The organism is Sebaldella sp. S0638, assembly GCF_024158605.1.
Taxonomy (GTDB): domain Bacteria; phylum Fusobacteriota; class Fusobacteriia; order Fusobacteriales; family Leptotrichiaceae; genus Sebaldella.
This window is the reverse complement of sequence record NZ_JAMZGM010000012.1, coordinates 48,240-66,108: the sequence shown is the minus strand read 5'-3', so window position 1 is coordinate 66,108 and position 17,869 is coordinate 48,240. Positions and strand designations below refer to the sequence as shown.

The following is a 17,869-nucleotide window of genomic DNA, read 5'->3' as shown; positions in this document are numbered from 1 at the left end:
TTTTCATAATAAAGTCCTCCTGTTTTTAGTTTATCATAAAAAGATTTTTTTATTTACAGACTTTTTATCACAGGCTCGACAGAACTGCTGTGATTTTTTCTTTTTCAAATGTCTGAGACGAATTCTTTTTTAATTTTTTTTCTTTGATTTCTGAAAGTAAAGAATAAAACTTTCGCTTACTAACACTTCTAAAATAAAAATTATAAAAACTATTTTTCTCAAAAATATCTTCAATATAATCTCCCATTTTGTGTTGAAAATTTTCATCTTTTAACAGACCTCTTTCTCCGTAGTAAAATAATTCTGTTTCTTCTCCGGAAACCCTTCCCTCAATAAGCAGTTCCGGAAACTCTTTTTTTATGATTTCCAAAAACTTTGTAACTATTTTTTTCATTTTAAACACCCGCTCCCTCTAAAATATTAAGAATCTTATCAGAAATTTCTTTTATTTCTATTTCAAAATCCTCTCTGGTGATCTCATTCTCACTGTAATCTGATTTATTTCTTGCTTTTTTTATATTCCAAATATGTCCTATGTACCATTTTTGGTTTTTATTTAATTTTATGTTCTGTGAAAAATAATTTTTTATTTTTTTATGGCTGTTTTCACCTTCAAAAGACTCATTATATCCATTCCGTCTTATTATATATAACATTTTCTGCAGTATTGCATAATAACGTCTGCTTACTGCTACATCATAGTATCCCTTTGACTCTGCCCAATTTGCTGTTTCAAGATTATTTTGAAATTTTTTATTCAGTCTTTGCATATAAACCCCTTAAATTTTTTACTATCCTCTGTTCTTGATTTATTCAACATCATATTTTTTAATCGGGGGCTGGATTTTAGAAATATAATTTTATACTTAATGTTAACCTATATAAAAACCTTTGTCAATACAGAATAAGTTTCTTTTAGTCAACAAACTTCAGTCAAAAACGGAATATAAAAAAGAGCAGTTTTTTTTACTTATCTGCTCCTGTATATTTTATTTTTCAAATATTTATTATTTTGCAATCCCCAATTTTTTCTCAAGCATTTCCATATATTTATCACCTAATTTTGTATTATTGATCTTATAATAATAATCTGCAAGATTGTACATTCCGCCTTCATCTCCAGCGTCAGCTGCTTTTTTCCAATATTTTTCCGCATTTCTGCTGTCTCCCTGCTTGCTGTATACGATTCCCAGAAAGTTCGTTCCTCTTATATCCCCTCTTTTAGCTACTTTTTCCGAGTACTCTTTCGCAGCTTTCAGGTTTTCCTTCTTATCGAGATAAAGAGTAGCCAGACCGTAATCGGCCTCCTCAAAACCACGCTGACTTGCCAGTAAATAATATTTCTCCGTAAGATCATATTTTTTCTGCTCGTCATAAAGAGTTCCCAAAGCATATGAAGCTTTTCCGTCTCCACTGTCACTTGCTATTTTAAGATACTTTTCTGTTAAATCACCTTTTTTCTGTTCATAATAAAGACTTGCCAAATAAAAAGCCGCTTCTGTATCTCCTTTATCATATGCCATCTTATAATACTTTTCTGCATTTTTCAAATCATTAGCTTTATCATAAGATATCCCCTGCTGTAGTTCCGGAGAATCCGAAAATGCGCAGATTCCAGCTAAAAATATACAAGATAATAATAATTTTTTCATTCTTTTCCTCCTTTTTTTGTTTATTATAACATAAATTTACTATTAAGAAAATCATTTCATATTATGTATTATAGTATGAAAAGAATGTTTAGATGTTGTTTTTATTAAATATTATTCAGATGTGTTTATTTTATTTTTTCCAATTTACCACTAAGTCCATGTTATAACTTTCTAAAAATTATATAAAATAAAAAAATAGCTATATTAAAAATATATTTTAATATAGCATTATATAATTTTCATCTATTACTTATCACCATAATGAGTTTTACATTGAATAATTTCAATTACTTCATCATCAAATCGATAAACAAGTCTATTTTTTTCATCTATTCTTCTACTCCAATAATCTGTTAAGTCTTCTTTCAGCTTTTCAGGTTTGCCAATCCCATTTTTTGGGTCTCTTTTAATATCTTTCAAAAGCAAATTTATACGCTTTAAAGTTTTTTTATCTTGAGTTTGCCAATTAATGTATTCATCCCAAGCATCTTCTGTAAAAAATAGTTTACTCATCTTCTAAAGCCTCGAGTTCTTCTAATGTTTTTTCAACTACTCTACCAGCTTTAGCCTGATCAATTGATTTTAATAAAAATTCTTTATTCAGGCTGCTGTGAAATCCATCAGCAGTTATAGTAAATGGTATAGCCTGTTCATTATTTACTTTATTAAAAAAAAGTACTATTGCTGTTGTAAAATCTAAACCCATTGAATTTAAAGTTTTTTGTGTTCTATTTTTTAAATTTTTATCTATACGTATTTGTAAAGTTCCATCTTTTGATGTTGTTTTATTTTCATTTTTTTTACCTTTATTAGCTGCTTTACCTGTACTCATCATTAATCACTCCTTTCACAATACATATCATACTACAATATCATTTCTTTGTCAATACAATGTAATGACAATGCAATGTTTTTTTCTTGTATAAACTAATAAAATTATTTTGAACAAAAAAAAGATTCCAGCTGATTCTGAAATCTTTATTTATTTATTACTCACCTGATATTGCTTCTACCGGACATACTCCTTCGCATGCACCGCAATCAATACAAGTTCCTCCGTCAATTGCATATTTTCCGTCTGCTTCTGCTATTGCTTCTACTGGACATACTCCTTCACATGCTCCGCAAGCTATACAAGTATCTTTGTCTATTGAATAAGCCATACTGTTTCCTCCTAAATATATTTGAATTTATTTATATCACAACATTAAAGTATCATTTTTTGTATATTATGTCAATGAAAAATATTCGTTTGAATGTCTTAATTTATAATGCTTAGAGGATATTTTAGTTTGACTGTAAAACTAATTTTCGTCTGTTTTATACTCTTTTTTCCAAATACTCTTCACAGCTTAAAATATCAGCATAATAATATCCCAGAGCAGTCATAAATGACTTTTGAATTTCTTCTGCAGCAACAAGCTTTTCTTCAAAGATAAAATCCCTTGTGGCACAGGTATCTTTTATTACTGTACATTTATAACCAAGGTCTTTAGCAGCTCTAGTCGTGGAATCCACGCACATATGAGTCATCATTCCTGTGATAATAAGACTTTCCACGCCTTTTTCCTTTAAATACTGATCCAGTTCAGTATTAAAAAAACTATTCGGATAATTTTTTATAACTATTTTTTCTGAATCAGACGGAAATATCTCATTGTGTATCTCTGCTCCAACGGTATCTTTCAAAAAAAATCCTGCTTCTTCCCTGACTGAAATATGCTTTATAAAGATTATTTCCTTCTTTTCATTCCGAAATTCTGCAAGTAACTTTTTTATATTTCCCAATGCTTCTGACGGATTTCTCAGTTCCATCTTTCCGGCTTGAAAATAATCATTCTGTACATCAATTATTATAAGTGCTTCTTTCATAATCTTCTCCTTGTATCCTCAAATTTCAAAACTAACAGATGAAAAATTTTCATAAAACCGCCCGGATTTTGCAGTAAAACGCAAGACACAATAATCTTCATCATTCACGCCTTTTGTGTAATAAAGAGTATCTCCGTCCCGCCATATACGCTTTTTAGTATCGCTATCCGTCATTACTTCCATATTACCCTCAAGAAGAACCCCTATAAATAATTTTTCATTATAAAAGTAAAGGCTGGCTTTTGAATTTTCCCTAAACTGCTCTACTCTCATCGAAGAAGTGTTTGTTGAAAGAAATATTTCCTTTAAACCGTTTACTTCACGCGGTGCAAGCATTGCTTTTATGTCGGGGAATCCTTCGCTGCTTACCGAGCCTATAAATGATACACTGCTCTTTTTTACCAATTCCAGAGCTTTCAGCTTTAATTCTTCTTCCACATCAATACCTCCGTGTTTTATATACTCTTTCCCAAATTCCTGCAGGGCTTTCAGGGTAGGAAGCAGTTTTTCTCCCAGTTCAGTAAGATTATAATCAGTCCTCAAAGGATAGGTATTATAGTCTTCCTTAGAGATAATACCGGCTTCGATAAGCTCATTCAAATGCTGTATCAGCATTTTTTCATTTATATTTTTTATTTTCCTCAAATCTTTCAGCCTTTTTGTTCCGCTGCTTAATTCCCACAGAATTATTGTTTTCCATTTGGCAGATATTAGATCTGTTGCCAATTCTATAGGGCATGTAAATTCTTCCCTGACTTTCATATTTCACCTGCCTGCTGTCTTGATATTTGTATTTTATTATATTAGTATAAAAAGAGCAATAACCCACTTTTTTGTAAGTATAATTATGATATCATTTCACTTGTATTTATTATTTTTCTTATTTCAGAACTGACTCTGAAATCCTTATAAGAAAGTCCCGGAAATTCTCTCCCTGTTTCGAGCCGCTCGAGCATTATTCCAAACAGCTCATAATCATAAATAATTATATCAATATATGATTTATAAAGACCTGTAGCTGCCCCGAATATTTCAAATACATCACCATATTCCGGAGTCTCTGCAAGTATATTTTCAAATTTATCCCGCAGAGGAATTTTTTCCTCATTTGGTACCTCGCTGTTATTATAAAAAAGCATACCGTAAATACATCCCTGCCCGCTCATATACTCATATTCATTGCTTTCGCCTGTATATTCTTCCACAACTTCCATATTTGAACTGAAACCTACGACTATGTCATTTCTTACAGCTCTCAGATCTTCTATGTTTTCTATATCACATCTGTATGTATTATATCTGTCTAGTATTTTTGGATTTTTGGCCCATGAATTCTCTTCCATTATTTCATTCATTTTTGTGCTGAATTCACGCAATGTAAGGGCTTCCTGCGGTTTTGTCTTCATATCTTCTATTTTTATTATCCCAAGGTAAGATTCTACTATTCCTTCGCCCAAAAGTGCATCCATAATATTGTAAATGACATTATACATTTCGTTTTCCTCAAAAACTTTTTTCTGATTAAAAAACTTTGGGCATAAAGCTGTGATATCTGCTCTCTTTCTTTCTGCATCTACATTATTTATCAGAATGCTGAAATCTTCCTCATAAAAATTTTCGTCATTTATTAAAAGACGCATATTTTTTATTCCCATTACTGGTTTCATATCATAAAAAACCCATTTTTTCTTTAATTCTACAGGCATTTTTCTTTTAAAATAATCAGCTATAAAATATCTGCTCTTTAGCCCTGCAGGATTAAAGATAAGTTCATATTTTCCCTCAGATGACTTTCCCATCATAAACGGCATATCTATTTCAAACATGCTGTCTATATCCGAAAATCTTTCCATTATTTTATTTTCATCCATTAAAGTTCTTATTTCATTTTCTTTTTCAGAAAAAAGTTTCCAAAAATCTTCTGCTTTCTTCTTAAGACTCTTCATTTTTCACCTCTCAAATTCATTTATAAAATTATACCATAAAATTTCTAATTTAAATCCCTAAATAAATATAATTTATCTTTACTTTCTACAAAAAAATATATATAAATGATAAAATAATTTTATGCCTATAATAACAAAAAGACCTGTTTCCAAGTCTTTTAAAGGAGTTTTATGAAGAAAAAATTATTATTTCTTTGTTATGTATTAAGTATATCTCATATCACTTAGCCTGAACTTTTTTTTATCTTAGCACTTCATTTGTTCGCACAATATTGTTCGTTGTTTTTTATTTTTATATACAATTATATTTGTTGCTTAAATAATTTGATTTCAATTAAAAATAATAGTATAAATAAAGTATAAAACATTTTGGAGGTAAACGCATGAAAATATTATTGTTTCATAGTAAAAAATTTCCAATAACCGAAGAAGCACAAAATATAATAGATAATGAATTCAAAGGTCAGAAATTCGTTGTGGTGAATTCCCGGAACACCTTATTTCAGGAACTTCCTGATACAGATATTTTTCTTACCGGAGTATTTACTCAGGAAATGGCAGATACGGCAAAAAAACTGAAATGGGTAAATGCTTTGAGTGCCGGGGTTGATAATTATGACCTAGAATTATTCAAAAAAAATAATATACTTTTTACTAATTCCACAGGAATACATAAAACTCAAATGTCGGAATATGCCATAATGTCTATGGTTATGCTTGTAAGAAATATGAATTTTTTTATAAGAAACCAACATGCTAATATATGGAATCCTGAAATAACGCAAAGCCAGATATCAGGAAAAACTGTAGGTATTCTCGGGTTAGGGTCTATTGGAAAAGAAACTGCTGAAAAAGCTGCTTTTATGGGAATGAAAGTTATTGGTATAAATACTTCCGGGATAAACAGAGATAACTTTATAGAAAAAGTTTATACTCTTAAGGAAGTGGATTCTGTTATAAAAAACAGCGATTTTCTGATTAACCTTCTTCCCAGCACAGCAGAGACAAAGTATCTCCTTACTTCTGAAAAAATGAGATTAATGAAAAAAAATGCCTATTTTATAAATATGGGCAGAGGAAACATTATAAGTAACGAAACTCTTTATGAAGTATTAAAAGATAATATTATTGCCGGAGCTGTGTGTGATGTTTTTGAATCAGAACCGCTTCCGGAAGATTCTCCTCTCTGGAAACTGGAAAATCTTATTATTACACCTCATATATGTGGTAATTCTGATACATATATAGCAAAAGCACTCAGAGTTTTTTCTGATAATTTTCAGAATTTCATTAGCAATAAAAAAATGTTTAATATAATCGTCTGATTTTTTTACTAAATTTGAAATTTATGTTATCATAATAAAATAATTTTAATATTTACATTCAGAAAGGAAAAATATGGAAGAACCATCATTATTATTAAGAGTTAATATTACAAAAAACAGCTGGAATGATTTTCTTGAAAGTCCTGTTAAGAATTTCCATGATTTTAGCGACTGGAGATCGTGGCTGAAAGAAGAAAAGAAAATGTACGGAGATCCCGATGATTTTGTGGATAACTGGACACTGTGCCTAAATGGCAGAGTCAGAGATAATCTCGAATGGATGCATTATGAATATGATGAAGAAAATGAAATATTAGTTCTGAGCAATTTATTTTTTTACGGCAATTTTGATCCAATGCTGCGTGTAGTTTCTATTTTAAGAGGAATAAATGAGTTTACTAAGCCTGATACAGTTAATAATTTTTTAGTTATTTACCCTTACTGGTGGGGTGACAGAACTAAGGTCGGAGAATGGGCAAATGTTTATATAGAGTTTGATCACGGGAGAAATCTTCTTACCAATATTTTGGATAAAAGAAATATTGATATCGCAACAGAATATTTCGATAGTAAAGATGAGGATTGGGCTAAGTTTTGTCATGAGAAAATGTATGGGTAATATCAGACCATGTAAATGAAAACTATAATTTTATCTATGATACTTAAATAAAAAGGAGTAATTTTATGTTAATGCATAGCTTTATGCTATTAGACAGAACTGAAAAAGAATGTGAACTCATTATGCAAAAATACTGGTATGATAAGTCCCCAAATGATCTTATAATAAATGTCGAAGATGAAATTATATTAAAACTTTTGAAAGATTTTCACCTTATGATTACAGGTTCCGAAAATTCAAAAACAAAACATTTCGGACTTAATTATACTGGTATTACAATCATTCCTGTTACCTCGCTGTCATATTTTCAAAATATTTTTCTAAAAAGAAAACTTACCAAAAAATCATCAGGGGTATGTAATCTTATGCTTCTTATTTCCAAAGCAATCAAAGAAAACAAAAGTATAATACACTACGGAATATAGTTAAAATCATTCCTACACAGAACCATTTTACTAATTATATTATGTAAAGTAAAAAAGACCCGTTTCCAGGTCTTTTAAAAGGAGTTTTATGAAGAAAAATTATTATTTTTATTGGTATGTGATAATTATAATATTTACTTCTTAGTTCTCCGTTAATTTAAACTTTGTCTTTTATTTGAATAAATATTCTATAAAGCAGGAAATACTTCACTATATTTCCTGCTGTTTTTATAAATAATTTTATCTGTTATTCTGCACAAAATATTTCTACTCCACAACAATACCTTCATTTCCAATAGTTTTCAGCCAGTAAAAGTGCTGTTGCATTTGCCGGTAATCCACTGAATATATCTGCGAATAATCATTGCCAAACTCATTAAGTATTTTATTTATATTCACTTTTTATTTTTTTTATTGTTTTCCCGCCTATACCTATATTTTCGTCAGGAAGCTCTTTGATACTGATAAAGAAGAATTCCTTGGGAACATTCATTATTTCTGCTGCTGTTTCAGTAACTCTGCTGATTAATTCAGACTTTTGTTCATCAGATAATTTCCCGCTTTCAATTGTTATTAAAGGCATCTCATCTTACCTCCGTTTTTTTATTATTTTTTATAATTATAACATATATTCTTCATTTTTCCAGACTAATCCAAAAGAATCCCCTTATTTTTACAAAATAAAATGAGTGTCTTATCAAATTCTGCACTCATTTTATATAATTTATTTTATCTTATATTTTTCAGTTCATTCAGGCTTATATTATTATCTTTGATATATACGGATTTTAGTTTTTCACTCAGAAACTCCTTTACAAATTCTGTATTTTCATTCTGATAATACTCTTCCTTTGTCCCTATCTGCTCTATCTTCCCGTTATGCATAACAATAATTCTGCTTCCCAGCGCAAAAGCCTCTTCAATATCATGCGTAACCAGCATAATCGTAAGTCCTAATTCTTTTTGCAGTTTTTTTACCTGCTCCTGTAATTTTCTTCTGTTTATCTCATCCAATGCTCCGAATGGTTCATCCATAAGCATTATTTCCGGACTGGACGCAAGAGCTCTTGCAATTCCCACTCTTTGCTGTTCACCCCCGCTTAACTCACGAGGATATTTTTCCAGATAATCATGAGGCAGATTCAGGAGCTCAAGAAGCTCTTCTGCTTTTTTTCTTTTCTCCTCAGATGATTTATTTTGAAGTGTAAGTACATAACTAATATTCTCTTCTGTATTCAGATGGGGAAAAAGTCCTATACTCTGCACCACATAACCTATTCTTCTTCGCAGCTCTGATTTGTCCCATGTTTCCACTTCTTTATCCAAAACCTTCAAAGTCCCTGATGTTTTCCCCTCAAGACAGTTTATCATTTTCAAAAGAGTTGTCTTACCATTTCCGCTTGTCCCGAGAATAGTTATAAACTCTCCGTCTTTTACTTTAAGATTAAGATTCTTTATTACAGGCTTGTCTTTTTCATATGACTTGCTGACATTCTCAAATTCTATTACTGTCATTTTATCAGCCCCTTTTCTTCCAAAAATTTTCTCGCCACGTCCTGAGGATTTTTATTCTCTACCTCTACCTGATAATTCAGATTTGTCATAGTCTCGTCATCTATCAGCCCGTTTAATTTTTCTATCAGCGGTTTTATTTCCGGATATTTATCAAGTGTTTCTTTTCTTATTACAAATCCAGCGTTATATGAAGGAAAATAATTTTTATCATCCTGTAATGTAATAAGATCGTATTTTTTTATCAAACTGTCTGTGGAAAAAGAATTTATCACATCTACTTCTTTTCCTTCCATAGCCTTATATTTCAGATTTATATCTAATTCAACAAGTTTCTTAAAATCAAAGCCGTATTCCTTTTTCAGACCGGGATATCCGTCTTCTCTTTCAAAGAAATCAAATTCTGCCCCGAATCTATACTGTTTACTGACTTTTGCCAAATCAGAAAAAGTTTTTATATTATTTTTTTCTGCTTCTGTTCTTTTCATTGAAAGAGTGAATGTATTATTGAAGCCCAGAAGTCCGAGCCATTCAAAGCTGAATTTTTCTTCATATTCTTTTTTCAGCTGTGCATACATTTCATCTTTCGGGAGGGCCTTTTCATGTTTGAGTACAAACAGCCATGAAGTACCTGTATATTCAGGATACATGTCCACATCTCCCTTTACCATTGCAGGATGTATATTTGATGTTCCTCCGCCTATGCTGAATTTCTTCTCTACATGTATTTTTGTATTTTCTTCTATGAGTATACTCGCCATTTCACCCAGTATAAGCTGTTCTGCACTTGGTTTTGTGGCTATTGTTATTGTTTTTCCCTTACCGGCTCCCGGTTTCGACACAAAATTTTTCGCAAATACTGTAAAGACCAGTATTGCAGCCAGTGTCGCCCCCAGTATCAGAGCTGTCTTTTTTACCTGCTTTGCCTTTGGTTCATGATAACCGTTTACTTTCCTGAATGCCTTTTTCTCCATTATATTCAAAAGATAGTCCAAAATAATTGCCAGAATTGCTATGAGTAAACTTCCTATTACTATCAAAACTGAATTATTAGTGTTGATCCCTCTGTATATCGCCTGTCCCAGACCGCCGGCTCCGATAAATGAAGCTATCCCTGCAAGTGAAATAGTCATAATAACTACTGTTCTCACACCGGAAATAATAATAGGCAGTGCAAGTGGAAGGCGTATATTTTTGAAGGTTTGGAATTCAGTGGCTCCCATCCCTTCGGATACTTCTATTATCTTTTTATCTGTATTTTCCAGACCAGTATACGTATTTCTTATAACTGGCAGCAGACCATATATTATAAGTGTAACAGAAGCGTTCCAGAAACCTATCCCCACAAGCGGAATAAGCAGCCCCAATACTGCAATTGACGGTATTGTGTAAATCCCGTTTGTTATTCCCAATACCAGACTTCGGATTTTTTGGTTGTAAAAAATATATACTCCGATTGCTATTCCCAGAATTACTGCTATAACTATAGAAAATACCGATATTTTCAGATGCTGTAAAAGTAAATTTATATAATAGGGTCCGTTTCCTGTGATTTCTTTAAAAATACTTCCTATATATTCCCGAAGTTCTCCCATTTCCAACCCCTCTTTCTTTAAAGTTTTGTATTAATTATAGTTTACCGTACAAATTTTGTCAAGTTTATCTTTTAACTTTTTTATAAATCAAAAATCACTTTTTATATAATAAATATTTTTTATTTTATACCATTCATTAACCTAAATTTTGATTAATTATTTCAATAAGCATATGTTAATCAAAAAATATATTTGTATAAACAAAATCATTAATTTATTTAAGTATCTGCTTATTTTTATCTGGTCATATAATACTTACTTCATATTTTACTCACATATTATTTATTTTTAATAATAAAATAAGTTATTTATTTTATATTTTTTTAATATAATAAAGGTACAAATAAAGTAATCTATAGGAGGTCATATGAAAATTATCAACAGATCTGTCTGGAAAGACACTTATGATACACTTCATCACCTTGCCCAGATGATGGGAAAAGTAAAACTGGCAGCCACTCCTGTACAGCCCGAGTGGGCGAATGTTCCTTTGGAGGTATATCCGTCAGGCTTTAGAACGGGGCTTCTTTATAAGAATGGTATTAATTTTGAAATCCTTCTGGATTTTTATAAATCTGAGGTAAGTATCTTTGATAACCGCGGAAATTCGAAATTCTTTGTATTAAAAGACAGGACTTCTGTTTCCGGCATATATGGAGAATTTTTGGAACTGCTGAATTTTCTCGGTCTGGACATTACCATTAACACTATCCCTCAGGAAATGAACATGAAGACACGTTTTGAAGATAACATAAATGAGATAATATACGATCATGAATCTGCAAAAAATGCATTTGAAATGATTTTGTATGCCTATCATGAACTAAATATTTTTATCTCACCATTTCGCTCAAAAAAAGTGATGCCGAGATTTTACTGGGGAACTTTTGACCTTGGTACCACTATATTCTCTGGTATTCCTGCCCCCTATGATTCTTCGGACATTATAGCAAGAATAGGATTCGATGAACAAATGATAGAATTCGGATATGCCTTTGATGATACCATTGACGGCTTCCCGTATCTCTACATACTGATTTACCCTGTAAAGACTTCTGAATATGAAAATGCAAAACCAGAAGGAAGCGGATATTTTTCAAAAGAAAAGTCTGAATTTTTTCTTCCGCTGAAACCTGTTTTTGAAATGGGGAACCCGTCTGAAGAAATACAAAAGTTTCTTGAATCTTCTTTCAGAATCATATGTCATAATGAAAAGTGGCCTAACCTTGACTGGCATACTAAAGAAATCAAATAAAAACATAAAAATAAATAAAAACTGTATCACTGGAAGTTTCAAATATATTTCATTTCGGCTGATACAGTTTTTTTATAAATTTTTCAATATCCGCCCTGCTCATCTGCCGCTGTTTTCAAATTCGCTTCTAAAGAAAAAAACTGTCTGCAAAACAGCTTTTTCTCGAAATTTATTTTTATTGTATTATTTATCTATATCTTAAAATATTATTTTTCAGGTCTAATATTTTTTAAATATCATCTCATTTAATATCAAATAATTAGGCCCCAGTGAAAAATCAACAGGCAGTATACTCTTTTCCACTACTATATCGTATTTATCATGCTGCCTCAAAAAATCATTTATTATATCAATTATTAGTCCTTTTTCAAATATTTCTCCGTATAAAATTATTTTGTCAAAATTCACCAGATTGGATGAATTATATATTACCAGAGCCAGCATTTCTACAATATATTTTAAATATTTAAATTCATTAGTAGTTTTATCTGTACATACTGCAAGAAAGTTTTTCAGTATTTTACCTTTCGGAGTATCTTTATACTTTTTATGAAAAACCTGAAAACCTGATGTATTCTCTATTATGGCATTTACTATTCTTTCGTAGGATATCAGATCTTCAATATAAATATACTGTCCCCCGTGCTTTATCAGAAAATGCCCTATTTCTGCCATATCATTGCTTTTTTGTGAAAAAGACTCTCTATCAAAAATAATTGACCCACCTAGTTTCGGTCCGTATTTCAGGAATAAAAAGTTATTTCTCTTGTTTCTTATATATATTTCTGCTAGTGAAAGACAATTAACATTATTATCCACCACTACGTTTATATCTATCCGGTTTTCTATGAGCTCTTTCCAGTTTATCTCCTTATCTGCAAAAACTCCGTATGTATCAAGACTTCTGGAATGATCAAAATCTACTTTCCCCACTACTGAAAGCCCTAAACCTACTATGTCTTTTACAGTCATATTATTTTCTTTTAATATAGCAATTAGTCTCTCTATAAGAAATTCAATAAGAATTATTTCATTTTCAAATTTTTTCATACTATAATTTTCCAAAACAATCAGATCTGGTTTCAAATTACTTAAAGTTATACTTATCTCTTCTCTTTCCAGCTTAATTCCAAAAATATGCTTAAAATCGTAATTCAAATCAAGCAGAATTTCATTTCTTCCTGCTTTATTCGATTTTTTTTCGCCTACAGGCTCCAGATATCTCATATCTATCAGATCATTACATATAATAGTAACAGCTGCCCGTGTCAAATTTAGTTTTGAAGCTATTTCCTTTTTGGAGATAGACCCGCTTTCCCTTATTAAATTTAATATAGTCTCTATATTCTGAATACGTGCCATATTCATATTTATCCCACTATACTTAGCCAAATTATATCCACCATCTCTATTATGAATTTCTTATAATTATAGCAATTTTAGCCCTTTATTTCAACTTGAATTACTGTTGGTCTCTATTTATCAGACTAAAAAATAAATTAAGAAGTGCATACTCTTGCCGCGATACACTCCTTAAATTTAATTATCAAATAATTTATCTCCCGAACTCTTCACCTATTTTATCAGCTGTAAGCATAGCTGCATAAACATCAGACGGCGTCACTTTAAACGGCATATTATGGATAGTTTCCCCGTCTGCACAAGCTGCTTTGGCTGCTTCGTACATTTTTTCATAATTTATTACTTCTAATCCCATATCCTTCAAGCATACAGGCAGTCCGACTTTTTTGCAGAAAGCCAGAACTGTATTCAACTCTTCCTGAGGTGCATTTTCAAGTACGAGTTGTGTTAATGTTCCAAATACTACTTTTTCACCATGATATAAATGATGAAGCTCTTCTATTACAGTAAGTCCGTTATGTATGGCATGAGCCGCGGCAAGACCGCTGCTTTCGAATCCTATTCCGCTTAAATATGTATTTGCTTCTATTATATTCTCCAGTGCCTTTGTCACTACCTTATTTTCAGCTGCTATTTTTGCACTGTACCCGTCTTCAAGGAGTGTTTTATAACATAATTCCGCCAAAGCAAGTGCCGCCTTTGTAGAAGTTCCTCCTGCCATAGATACTGCCTCTGCTTTTTGACATGCTCTTGCTTCAAAATATGTAGCCAGTGCATCTCCCATTCCTGAAAGAAGAAGTCTTACAGGGGCTGAAGCTATTATCTTTGTATCCATAATCACTATATCCGGATTTTTTGGAATCATAAGATACTCGCTAAAAACACCCTCCGGAGTATAAATTACAGATAACGCGCTGCACGGAGCATCTGTAGAAGCTATTGTCGGCACCACAGCTACAGGAATCTTCGTATAAAATGCCGCTGCCTTAGCTGTATCCAGTGTCTTTCCGCCGCCTACACCTGTTATACAGTTTATATTTCTTTCTTTTATTATTTCTATCATTCTGTTTATCTCTTCTCTCGAACACTCTCCGTTAAACTTTTCAAATTCTGCTTTTGACTCTTCGTTTTTATACGCTTCATTAATATCATCTTTTACCAGATTCATCACAAAATCATCACATATTACAAGTACATTATCTCCCATTCTGTTTAAATATTCAGGCAGTTTTTTCAAAACTCCCGCTCCTTGCACATATTTTGAAGGAGATATAATTATTTTTTCCATATTATTTTCACCTCTCAGAATTTTTTTATATATTTTCACTTATCGCTTTTAATATAAGATAACTGGAATATGCCCCCGGATCTTCTGTCCCTATGCTTCTTTCCCCGAGATAACTGGCTCTTCCTTTCTTAGCCTGAATTGTTTTTGTATATTCCAAACCTTCATAGGCTTTTTCAAGCATTCTCCCCAGAATTTCTTTTTTACTTTCTGTTTCCTGTGCCGCTGAAAGCTCTTCGAGAACAGGCGTAAGAACATCAATCATTGTTTTGTCCCCGGGTTCTGCCTTTCCTCTTTCTTTTATTCCTTTCACTGCTTCACTTAATGCATTACACAATATTTCATTATTTAATATCTCTTTATCATTCTTTCCTTTCAAAGCCGTCCCTGCCCTCATGAAAGCTGTTCCGTACAAAGGCCCTGAAGCCCCGCCTACTTTAGTAATTAATATCATTGCACACTTTGTTAATACCTCTGAAACTTCTAGTTTTTCATACTCAGGCAATGCTTTTTTTATTTCGCCAAAACCTCTTTTCATATTTATGCCGTGATCGCTGTCCCCTATTTTTCTGTCCAGATCTGTAAGAAGCTCTTCATTATTTATTATCTCATCAGCAGCCTTATCCAAAAGTTTCAGAAACTTTCCTGTCAGATTATCCATTTTAAAACTCCTGTCTTTAGAATTTCAATTTCTGGCCAAACATCCTGTCAAAATTCTAAAATATAAAATTTAAATTTTCTGTATACTAACTAAAAATTCCTATCTCTGTTTTAAAATCAAGATATTTTATAAGTTCACTATCCAGTTTCATTACTGTTATAGAAAACCCCGGCATTTCCAGCGCAGTCATAAAATTACCTACAAATGTTCTGTGAGTCTCTATTCCTTTTTCATTTAATATTTTTGATATTTTATTATTTATAATATAAAGTTCCATCAAAGGTGTTGCCCCCAGACCATTTACCATTACAGCTGCTTTATCACCCTTTTTTAGTCCGCTTTCACTTAAAATTTTTCCCATTATATATTCAGTATGCTCATCAGCACTTTTCAGTATTTCCCTGTGTGTTCCCGGTTCGCCGTGTATTCCCATTCCGATTTCCACTTCATTTTCTCCCAGCTCAAACCCTGCTTTCCCTGATGCCGGTACTATACAAGAGCCTAATGACATTCCCATAGAAGTTATATTTCCGGCAGCTTTCTCTGCTACTTCCTTTACTTTTTCCAGCCTTTCGCCATTCTCTGCGGCTGCTCCCGCTGTCTTATGTACAAACAACGTGCCGGCAATTCCACGTTTTCCTATTGTATATGTGCTGTTTTCCACTGCTATATCATCACCGACAACTATTTTTTCTACTTTTATTCCTTCCATTTCAGCCATTTCCGCTGCCATTTCAAAATTCATTACATCTCCGGAATAATTTTTTATAATAAGCAGTACGCCTTCACCGTTATCTGCGGCTTTTATTCCTTCAAGAACCTGATCCGGAGTGGGCGAAGTAAACACTTCTCCCGAAACAGCCGCATCCAACATACCATAGCCTACGAATCCCGCATGTGCAGGCTCATGTCCGCTCCCTCCTCCGCTTACAATTCCTGTTTTTTTCTTTTTCTCTTTTCTGGCTATAATATTATAATTTTCTATTTTCACCAATTTTTCCGGATTGGCTGCTGCAATGCCTTCCAGCATCTCTGTTACTATATTCTCTGTTTTATTTATAAGTTTTTTCATAAACAATACTCCTTTTTGGATCAGCTGTCCTAACATCCGGCAGAAGAATTTTTTACTGCCGAAATATCATTGTATTTTTAGATTGAATTACATATTCATCATTCTTTAGAGTGCTAATTTACTATAAGATTTACTCTCCATTGCTGTTTTTTCCAGTTCATCCAATGTTACTCCCTGAAAATTTCCTGCTACTGCTGATATCAGTCCTTCAATCAGAGGGACATCAGCTATTCTGGCTTCTATCTCCCCGTTTAGCATTTCCAGAGCTATCTCCGTACTCATTATCGCACTTCCCAAGTCTACGAAAATCAGCACCCCGCTGCCTCTGTCAGCTTCTCTCACAGCTTCTATTATTATTTCCGGATTTGTCCCGTAAGATTCCGTACCTGTTCCCCCGCCGTTTTCTATGCCAAATTCAGCATGCTGCATCTCCCTGCTGAAATTTATCAGCTCCCGGGCAAGTTTTCTATTATGGCAGACTACTACAATTCCTACCATATTATTTTTTTTATCCATATTATCTCCTATATCTTATTTTTCTATAGAAAAAAGAGCGGAACTGCAGACAAAATCAGTAAAATAAAAGTTAATATCATAAAAAATTTCTGGCTCATCTTATTATGCAGTTTATTCCCTATATACATTCCGATTATCAAAGGTATCACTGATATAATACTTTGTATGCAGTATTCCGGTATAAATATTTTTTCAAAATTACTAAATAAAATTACTGAATTCAGAATAATCCATACAAAAGAAAGTGTAGCCCGGAATTCTCCTTTATTTTTCATAGTCTGGCTGGCATATATTACCAGAAAAGGCCCTCCTATGACAAACATTCCATGTACAATTCCTGAGAACAACAGTATAAGTATCAATATTGTTTTATTTTCTATGGTCTTAGTGCTGTTTATATTTAAAAGTCCTCTGACTGCCACAATTAATATTATTACAGGGAGTATTTTTATCAGAATTCCCGGAGCTGTTATTCGCCCGAGGAAAAGTCCCGCTATAAGTCCGATTCCCATAAATATCACTATATGTTTCAGTTCCTTTTTATTTACCATTTTATGATTCACTGCCACAATCCAGATACTTGCTGCAATTCCCAAAAAATTAAGTATAAATTTTGATTTATCTATTCCTATAAGCATTACTGCAAAGGGCATTGCCAGTATTGTCCCTGCGAATCCTGTTATTCCCTGTATAATATTCGACCCTAAAACCACCAGATAATATAAAAATTCTGTCATTTATCAGGTTCCTTTCTTTTCTGTCCTGTTTTCTA

The 17,869-nt window shown here is 32.3% G+C and carries 22 protein-coding genes; 4 read left to right on the top strand and 18 right to left on the bottom strand.

Annotated elements, in window-relative coordinates; genetic code table 11:
• Nucleotides 1-67 precede the first annotated feature (67 nt).
• The 9 genes from NK213_RS05605 to NK213_RS05565 all read right to left on the bottom strand — a co-directional run bounded on the left by NK213_RS05605 (nucleotide 68) and on the right by NK213_RS05565 (nucleotide 5,470).
• Nucleotides 68-394 carry a hypothetical protein gene (locus tag NK213_RS05605; protein WP_253347637.1) on the bottom strand — a complete coding sequence of 109 codons (327 nt, stop codon included), beginning with the start codon at nucleotides 392-394 and terminating at the stop codon, nucleotides 68-70.
• Between the two features lies 1 nt (nucleotide 395).
• Entirely contained in the window at nucleotides 396-770 is a 375-nt protein-coding gene (locus NK213_RS05600; RefSeq protein WP_253347635.1) for a hypothetical protein, read from the bottom strand.
• Between the two features lie 237 nt (nucleotides 771-1,007).
• The gene (locus NK213_RS05595; protein WP_253347633.1) at nucleotides 1,008-1,652 is read right to left on the bottom strand and encodes a tetratricopeptide repeat protein; all 645 of its coding nucleotides are present in this window, start codon (nucleotides 1,650-1,652) and stop codon (nucleotides 1,008-1,010) included.
• A gap of 246 nt (nucleotides 1,653-1,898) precedes the next feature.
• On the bottom strand, nucleotides 1,899-2,165 hold the full coding sequence (locus tag NK213_RS05590; RefSeq protein ID WP_253347631.1) for a Txe/YoeB family addiction module toxin: 267 nt from the start codon (nucleotides 2,163-2,165) through the stop codon (nucleotides 1,899-1,901).
• Nucleotides 2,158-2,487, bottom strand: a complete 330-nt coding sequence (locus tag NK213_RS05585) for a type II toxin-antitoxin system RelB/DinJ family antitoxin (RefSeq protein WP_253347629.1) — start codon at nucleotides 2,485-2,487, stop codon at nucleotides 2,158-2,160. The genes NK213_RS05590 and NK213_RS05585 overlap by 8 nt, the downstream gene beginning before the upstream one ends.
• A gap of 154 nt (nucleotides 2,488-2,641) precedes the next feature.
• Nucleotides 2,642-2,815: a 4Fe-4S binding protein gene (locus tag NK213_RS05580; RefSeq protein WP_253347627.1), complete on the bottom strand. Its 174-nt coding sequence runs from the start codon at nucleotides 2,813-2,815 to the stop codon at nucleotides 2,642-2,644.
• A gap of 157 nt (nucleotides 2,816-2,972) precedes the next feature.
• A complete protein-coding gene (locus NK213_RS05575) occupies nucleotides 2,973-3,524 on the bottom strand; it encodes a cysteine hydrolase family protein (RefSeq protein WP_253347625.1) in 552 nt (183 codons plus the stop codon).
• Nucleotides 3,525-3,542: 18 nt separating this feature from the next.
• The gene (locus NK213_RS05570; protein ID WP_253347622.1) at nucleotides 3,543-4,286 is read right to left on the bottom strand and encodes a winged helix-turn-helix transcriptional regulator; all 744 of its coding nucleotides are present in this window, start codon (nucleotides 4,284-4,286) and stop codon (nucleotides 3,543-3,545) included.
• 83 nt (nucleotides 4,287-4,369) lie between these two features.
• Nucleotides 4,370-5,470 carry a hypothetical protein gene (locus NK213_RS05565; RefSeq protein WP_253347620.1) on the bottom strand — a complete coding sequence of 367 codons (1,101 nt, stop codon included), beginning with the start codon at nucleotides 5,468-5,470 and terminating at the stop codon, nucleotides 4,370-4,372.
• A 383-nt stretch (nucleotides 5,471-5,853) separates the two neighbouring features.
• Here NK213_RS05565 and NK213_RS05560 point away from each other — a divergent pair, with 383 nt between their 5' ends.
• The 3 genes from NK213_RS05560 (at nucleotide 5,854) to NK213_RS05550 (ending at nucleotide 7,839) form a co-directional block, all read left to right on the top strand.
• Entirely contained in the window at nucleotides 5,854-6,795 is a 942-nt protein-coding gene (locus NK213_RS05560) for a D-2-hydroxyacid dehydrogenase (RefSeq protein ID WP_253347618.1), read from the top strand.
• A gap of 73 nt (nucleotides 6,796-6,868) precedes the next feature.
• Complete coding sequence (locus NK213_RS05555) at nucleotides 6,869-7,414, top strand: hypothetical protein (protein WP_253347616.1); 546 nt, start codon at nucleotides 6,869-6,871, stop codon at nucleotides 7,412-7,414.
• Nucleotides 7,415-7,479: 65 nt separating this feature from the next.
• Complete coding sequence (locus tag NK213_RS05550; RefSeq protein WP_253347608.1) at nucleotides 7,480-7,839, top strand: hypothetical protein; 360 nt, start codon at nucleotides 7,480-7,482, stop codon at nucleotides 7,837-7,839.
• A 385-nt stretch (nucleotides 7,840-8,224) separates the two neighbouring features.
• Here NK213_RS05550 and dmpI read toward each other — a convergent pair whose 3' ends face one another.
• From dmpI to NK213_RS05535, 3 genes are all read right to left on the bottom strand, one after another.
• Nucleotides 8,225-8,422, bottom strand: coding sequence for a 4-oxalocrotonate tautomerase DmpI (gene dmpI / locus NK213_RS05545; RefSeq protein ID WP_253347599.1), 198 nt, complete (start codon nucleotides 8,420-8,422; stop codon nucleotides 8,225-8,227).
• Between the two features lie 146 nt (nucleotides 8,423-8,568).
• A complete protein-coding gene (locus tag NK213_RS05540) occupies nucleotides 8,569-9,354 on the bottom strand; it encodes an ABC transporter ATP-binding protein (protein WP_253347591.1) in 786 nt (261 codons plus the stop codon).
• On the bottom strand, nucleotides 9,351-10,946 hold the full coding sequence (locus NK213_RS05535) for a glycine betaine ABC transporter substrate-binding protein (protein ID WP_253347589.1): 1,596 nt from the start codon (nucleotides 10,944-10,946) through the stop codon (nucleotides 9,351-9,353). Before NK213_RS05535 ends, NK213_RS05540 begins: the two co-directional genes overlap by 4 nt.
• 367 nt (nucleotides 10,947-11,313) lie before the next feature.
• Between NK213_RS05535 and NK213_RS05530 the strand changes: the two genes are divergently transcribed.
• Entirely contained in the window at nucleotides 11,314-12,201 is an 888-nt protein-coding gene (locus NK213_RS05530) for a DUF5996 family protein (RefSeq protein ID WP_253347586.1), read from the top strand.
• Nucleotides 12,202-12,420: 219 nt separating this feature from the next.
• Here NK213_RS05530 and NK213_RS05525 read toward each other — a convergent pair whose 3' ends face one another.
• The 6 genes from NK213_RS05525 to NK213_RS05500 all read right to left on the bottom strand — a co-directional run bounded on the left by NK213_RS05525 (nucleotide 12,421) and on the right by NK213_RS05500 (nucleotide 17,834).
• Nucleotides 12,421-13,593, bottom strand: a complete 1,173-nt coding sequence (locus NK213_RS05525; RefSeq protein ID WP_253347584.1) for an ROK family transcriptional regulator — start codon at nucleotides 13,591-13,593, stop codon at nucleotides 12,421-12,423.
• Nucleotides 13,594-13,756: 163 nt separating this feature from the next.
• Nucleotides 13,757-14,851, bottom strand: coding sequence for a glycerol dehydrogenase (locus NK213_RS05520; RefSeq protein WP_253347582.1), 1,095 nt, complete (start codon nucleotides 14,849-14,851; stop codon nucleotides 13,757-13,759).
• Between the two features lie 25 nt (nucleotides 14,852-14,876).
• Nucleotides 14,877-15,509 carry a dihydroxyacetone kinase subunit DhaL gene (dhaL, locus tag NK213_RS05515; RefSeq protein WP_253347580.1) on the bottom strand — a complete coding sequence of 211 codons (633 nt, stop codon included), beginning with the start codon at nucleotides 15,507-15,509 and terminating at the stop codon, nucleotides 14,877-14,879.
• An 85-nt stretch (nucleotides 15,510-15,594) separates the two neighbouring features.
• On the bottom strand, nucleotides 15,595-16,581 hold the full coding sequence (gene dhaK, locus NK213_RS05510; RefSeq protein ID WP_253347578.1) for a dihydroxyacetone kinase subunit DhaK: 987 nt from the start codon (nucleotides 16,579-16,581) through the stop codon (nucleotides 15,595-15,597).
• A 105-nt stretch (nucleotides 16,582-16,686) separates the two neighbouring features.
• A complete protein-coding gene (gene dhaM / locus NK213_RS05505) occupies nucleotides 16,687-17,097 on the bottom strand; it encodes a dihydroxyacetone kinase phosphoryl donor subunit DhaM (RefSeq protein ID WP_253347576.1) in 411 nt (136 codons plus the stop codon).
• Nucleotides 17,098-17,120: 23 nt separating this feature from the next.
• Complete coding sequence (locus tag NK213_RS05500; RefSeq protein ID WP_253347568.1) at nucleotides 17,121-17,834, bottom strand: sulfite exporter TauE/SafE family protein; 714 nt, start codon at nucleotides 17,832-17,834, stop codon at nucleotides 17,121-17,123.
• Nucleotides 17,835-17,869 lie beyond the last annotated feature (35 nt).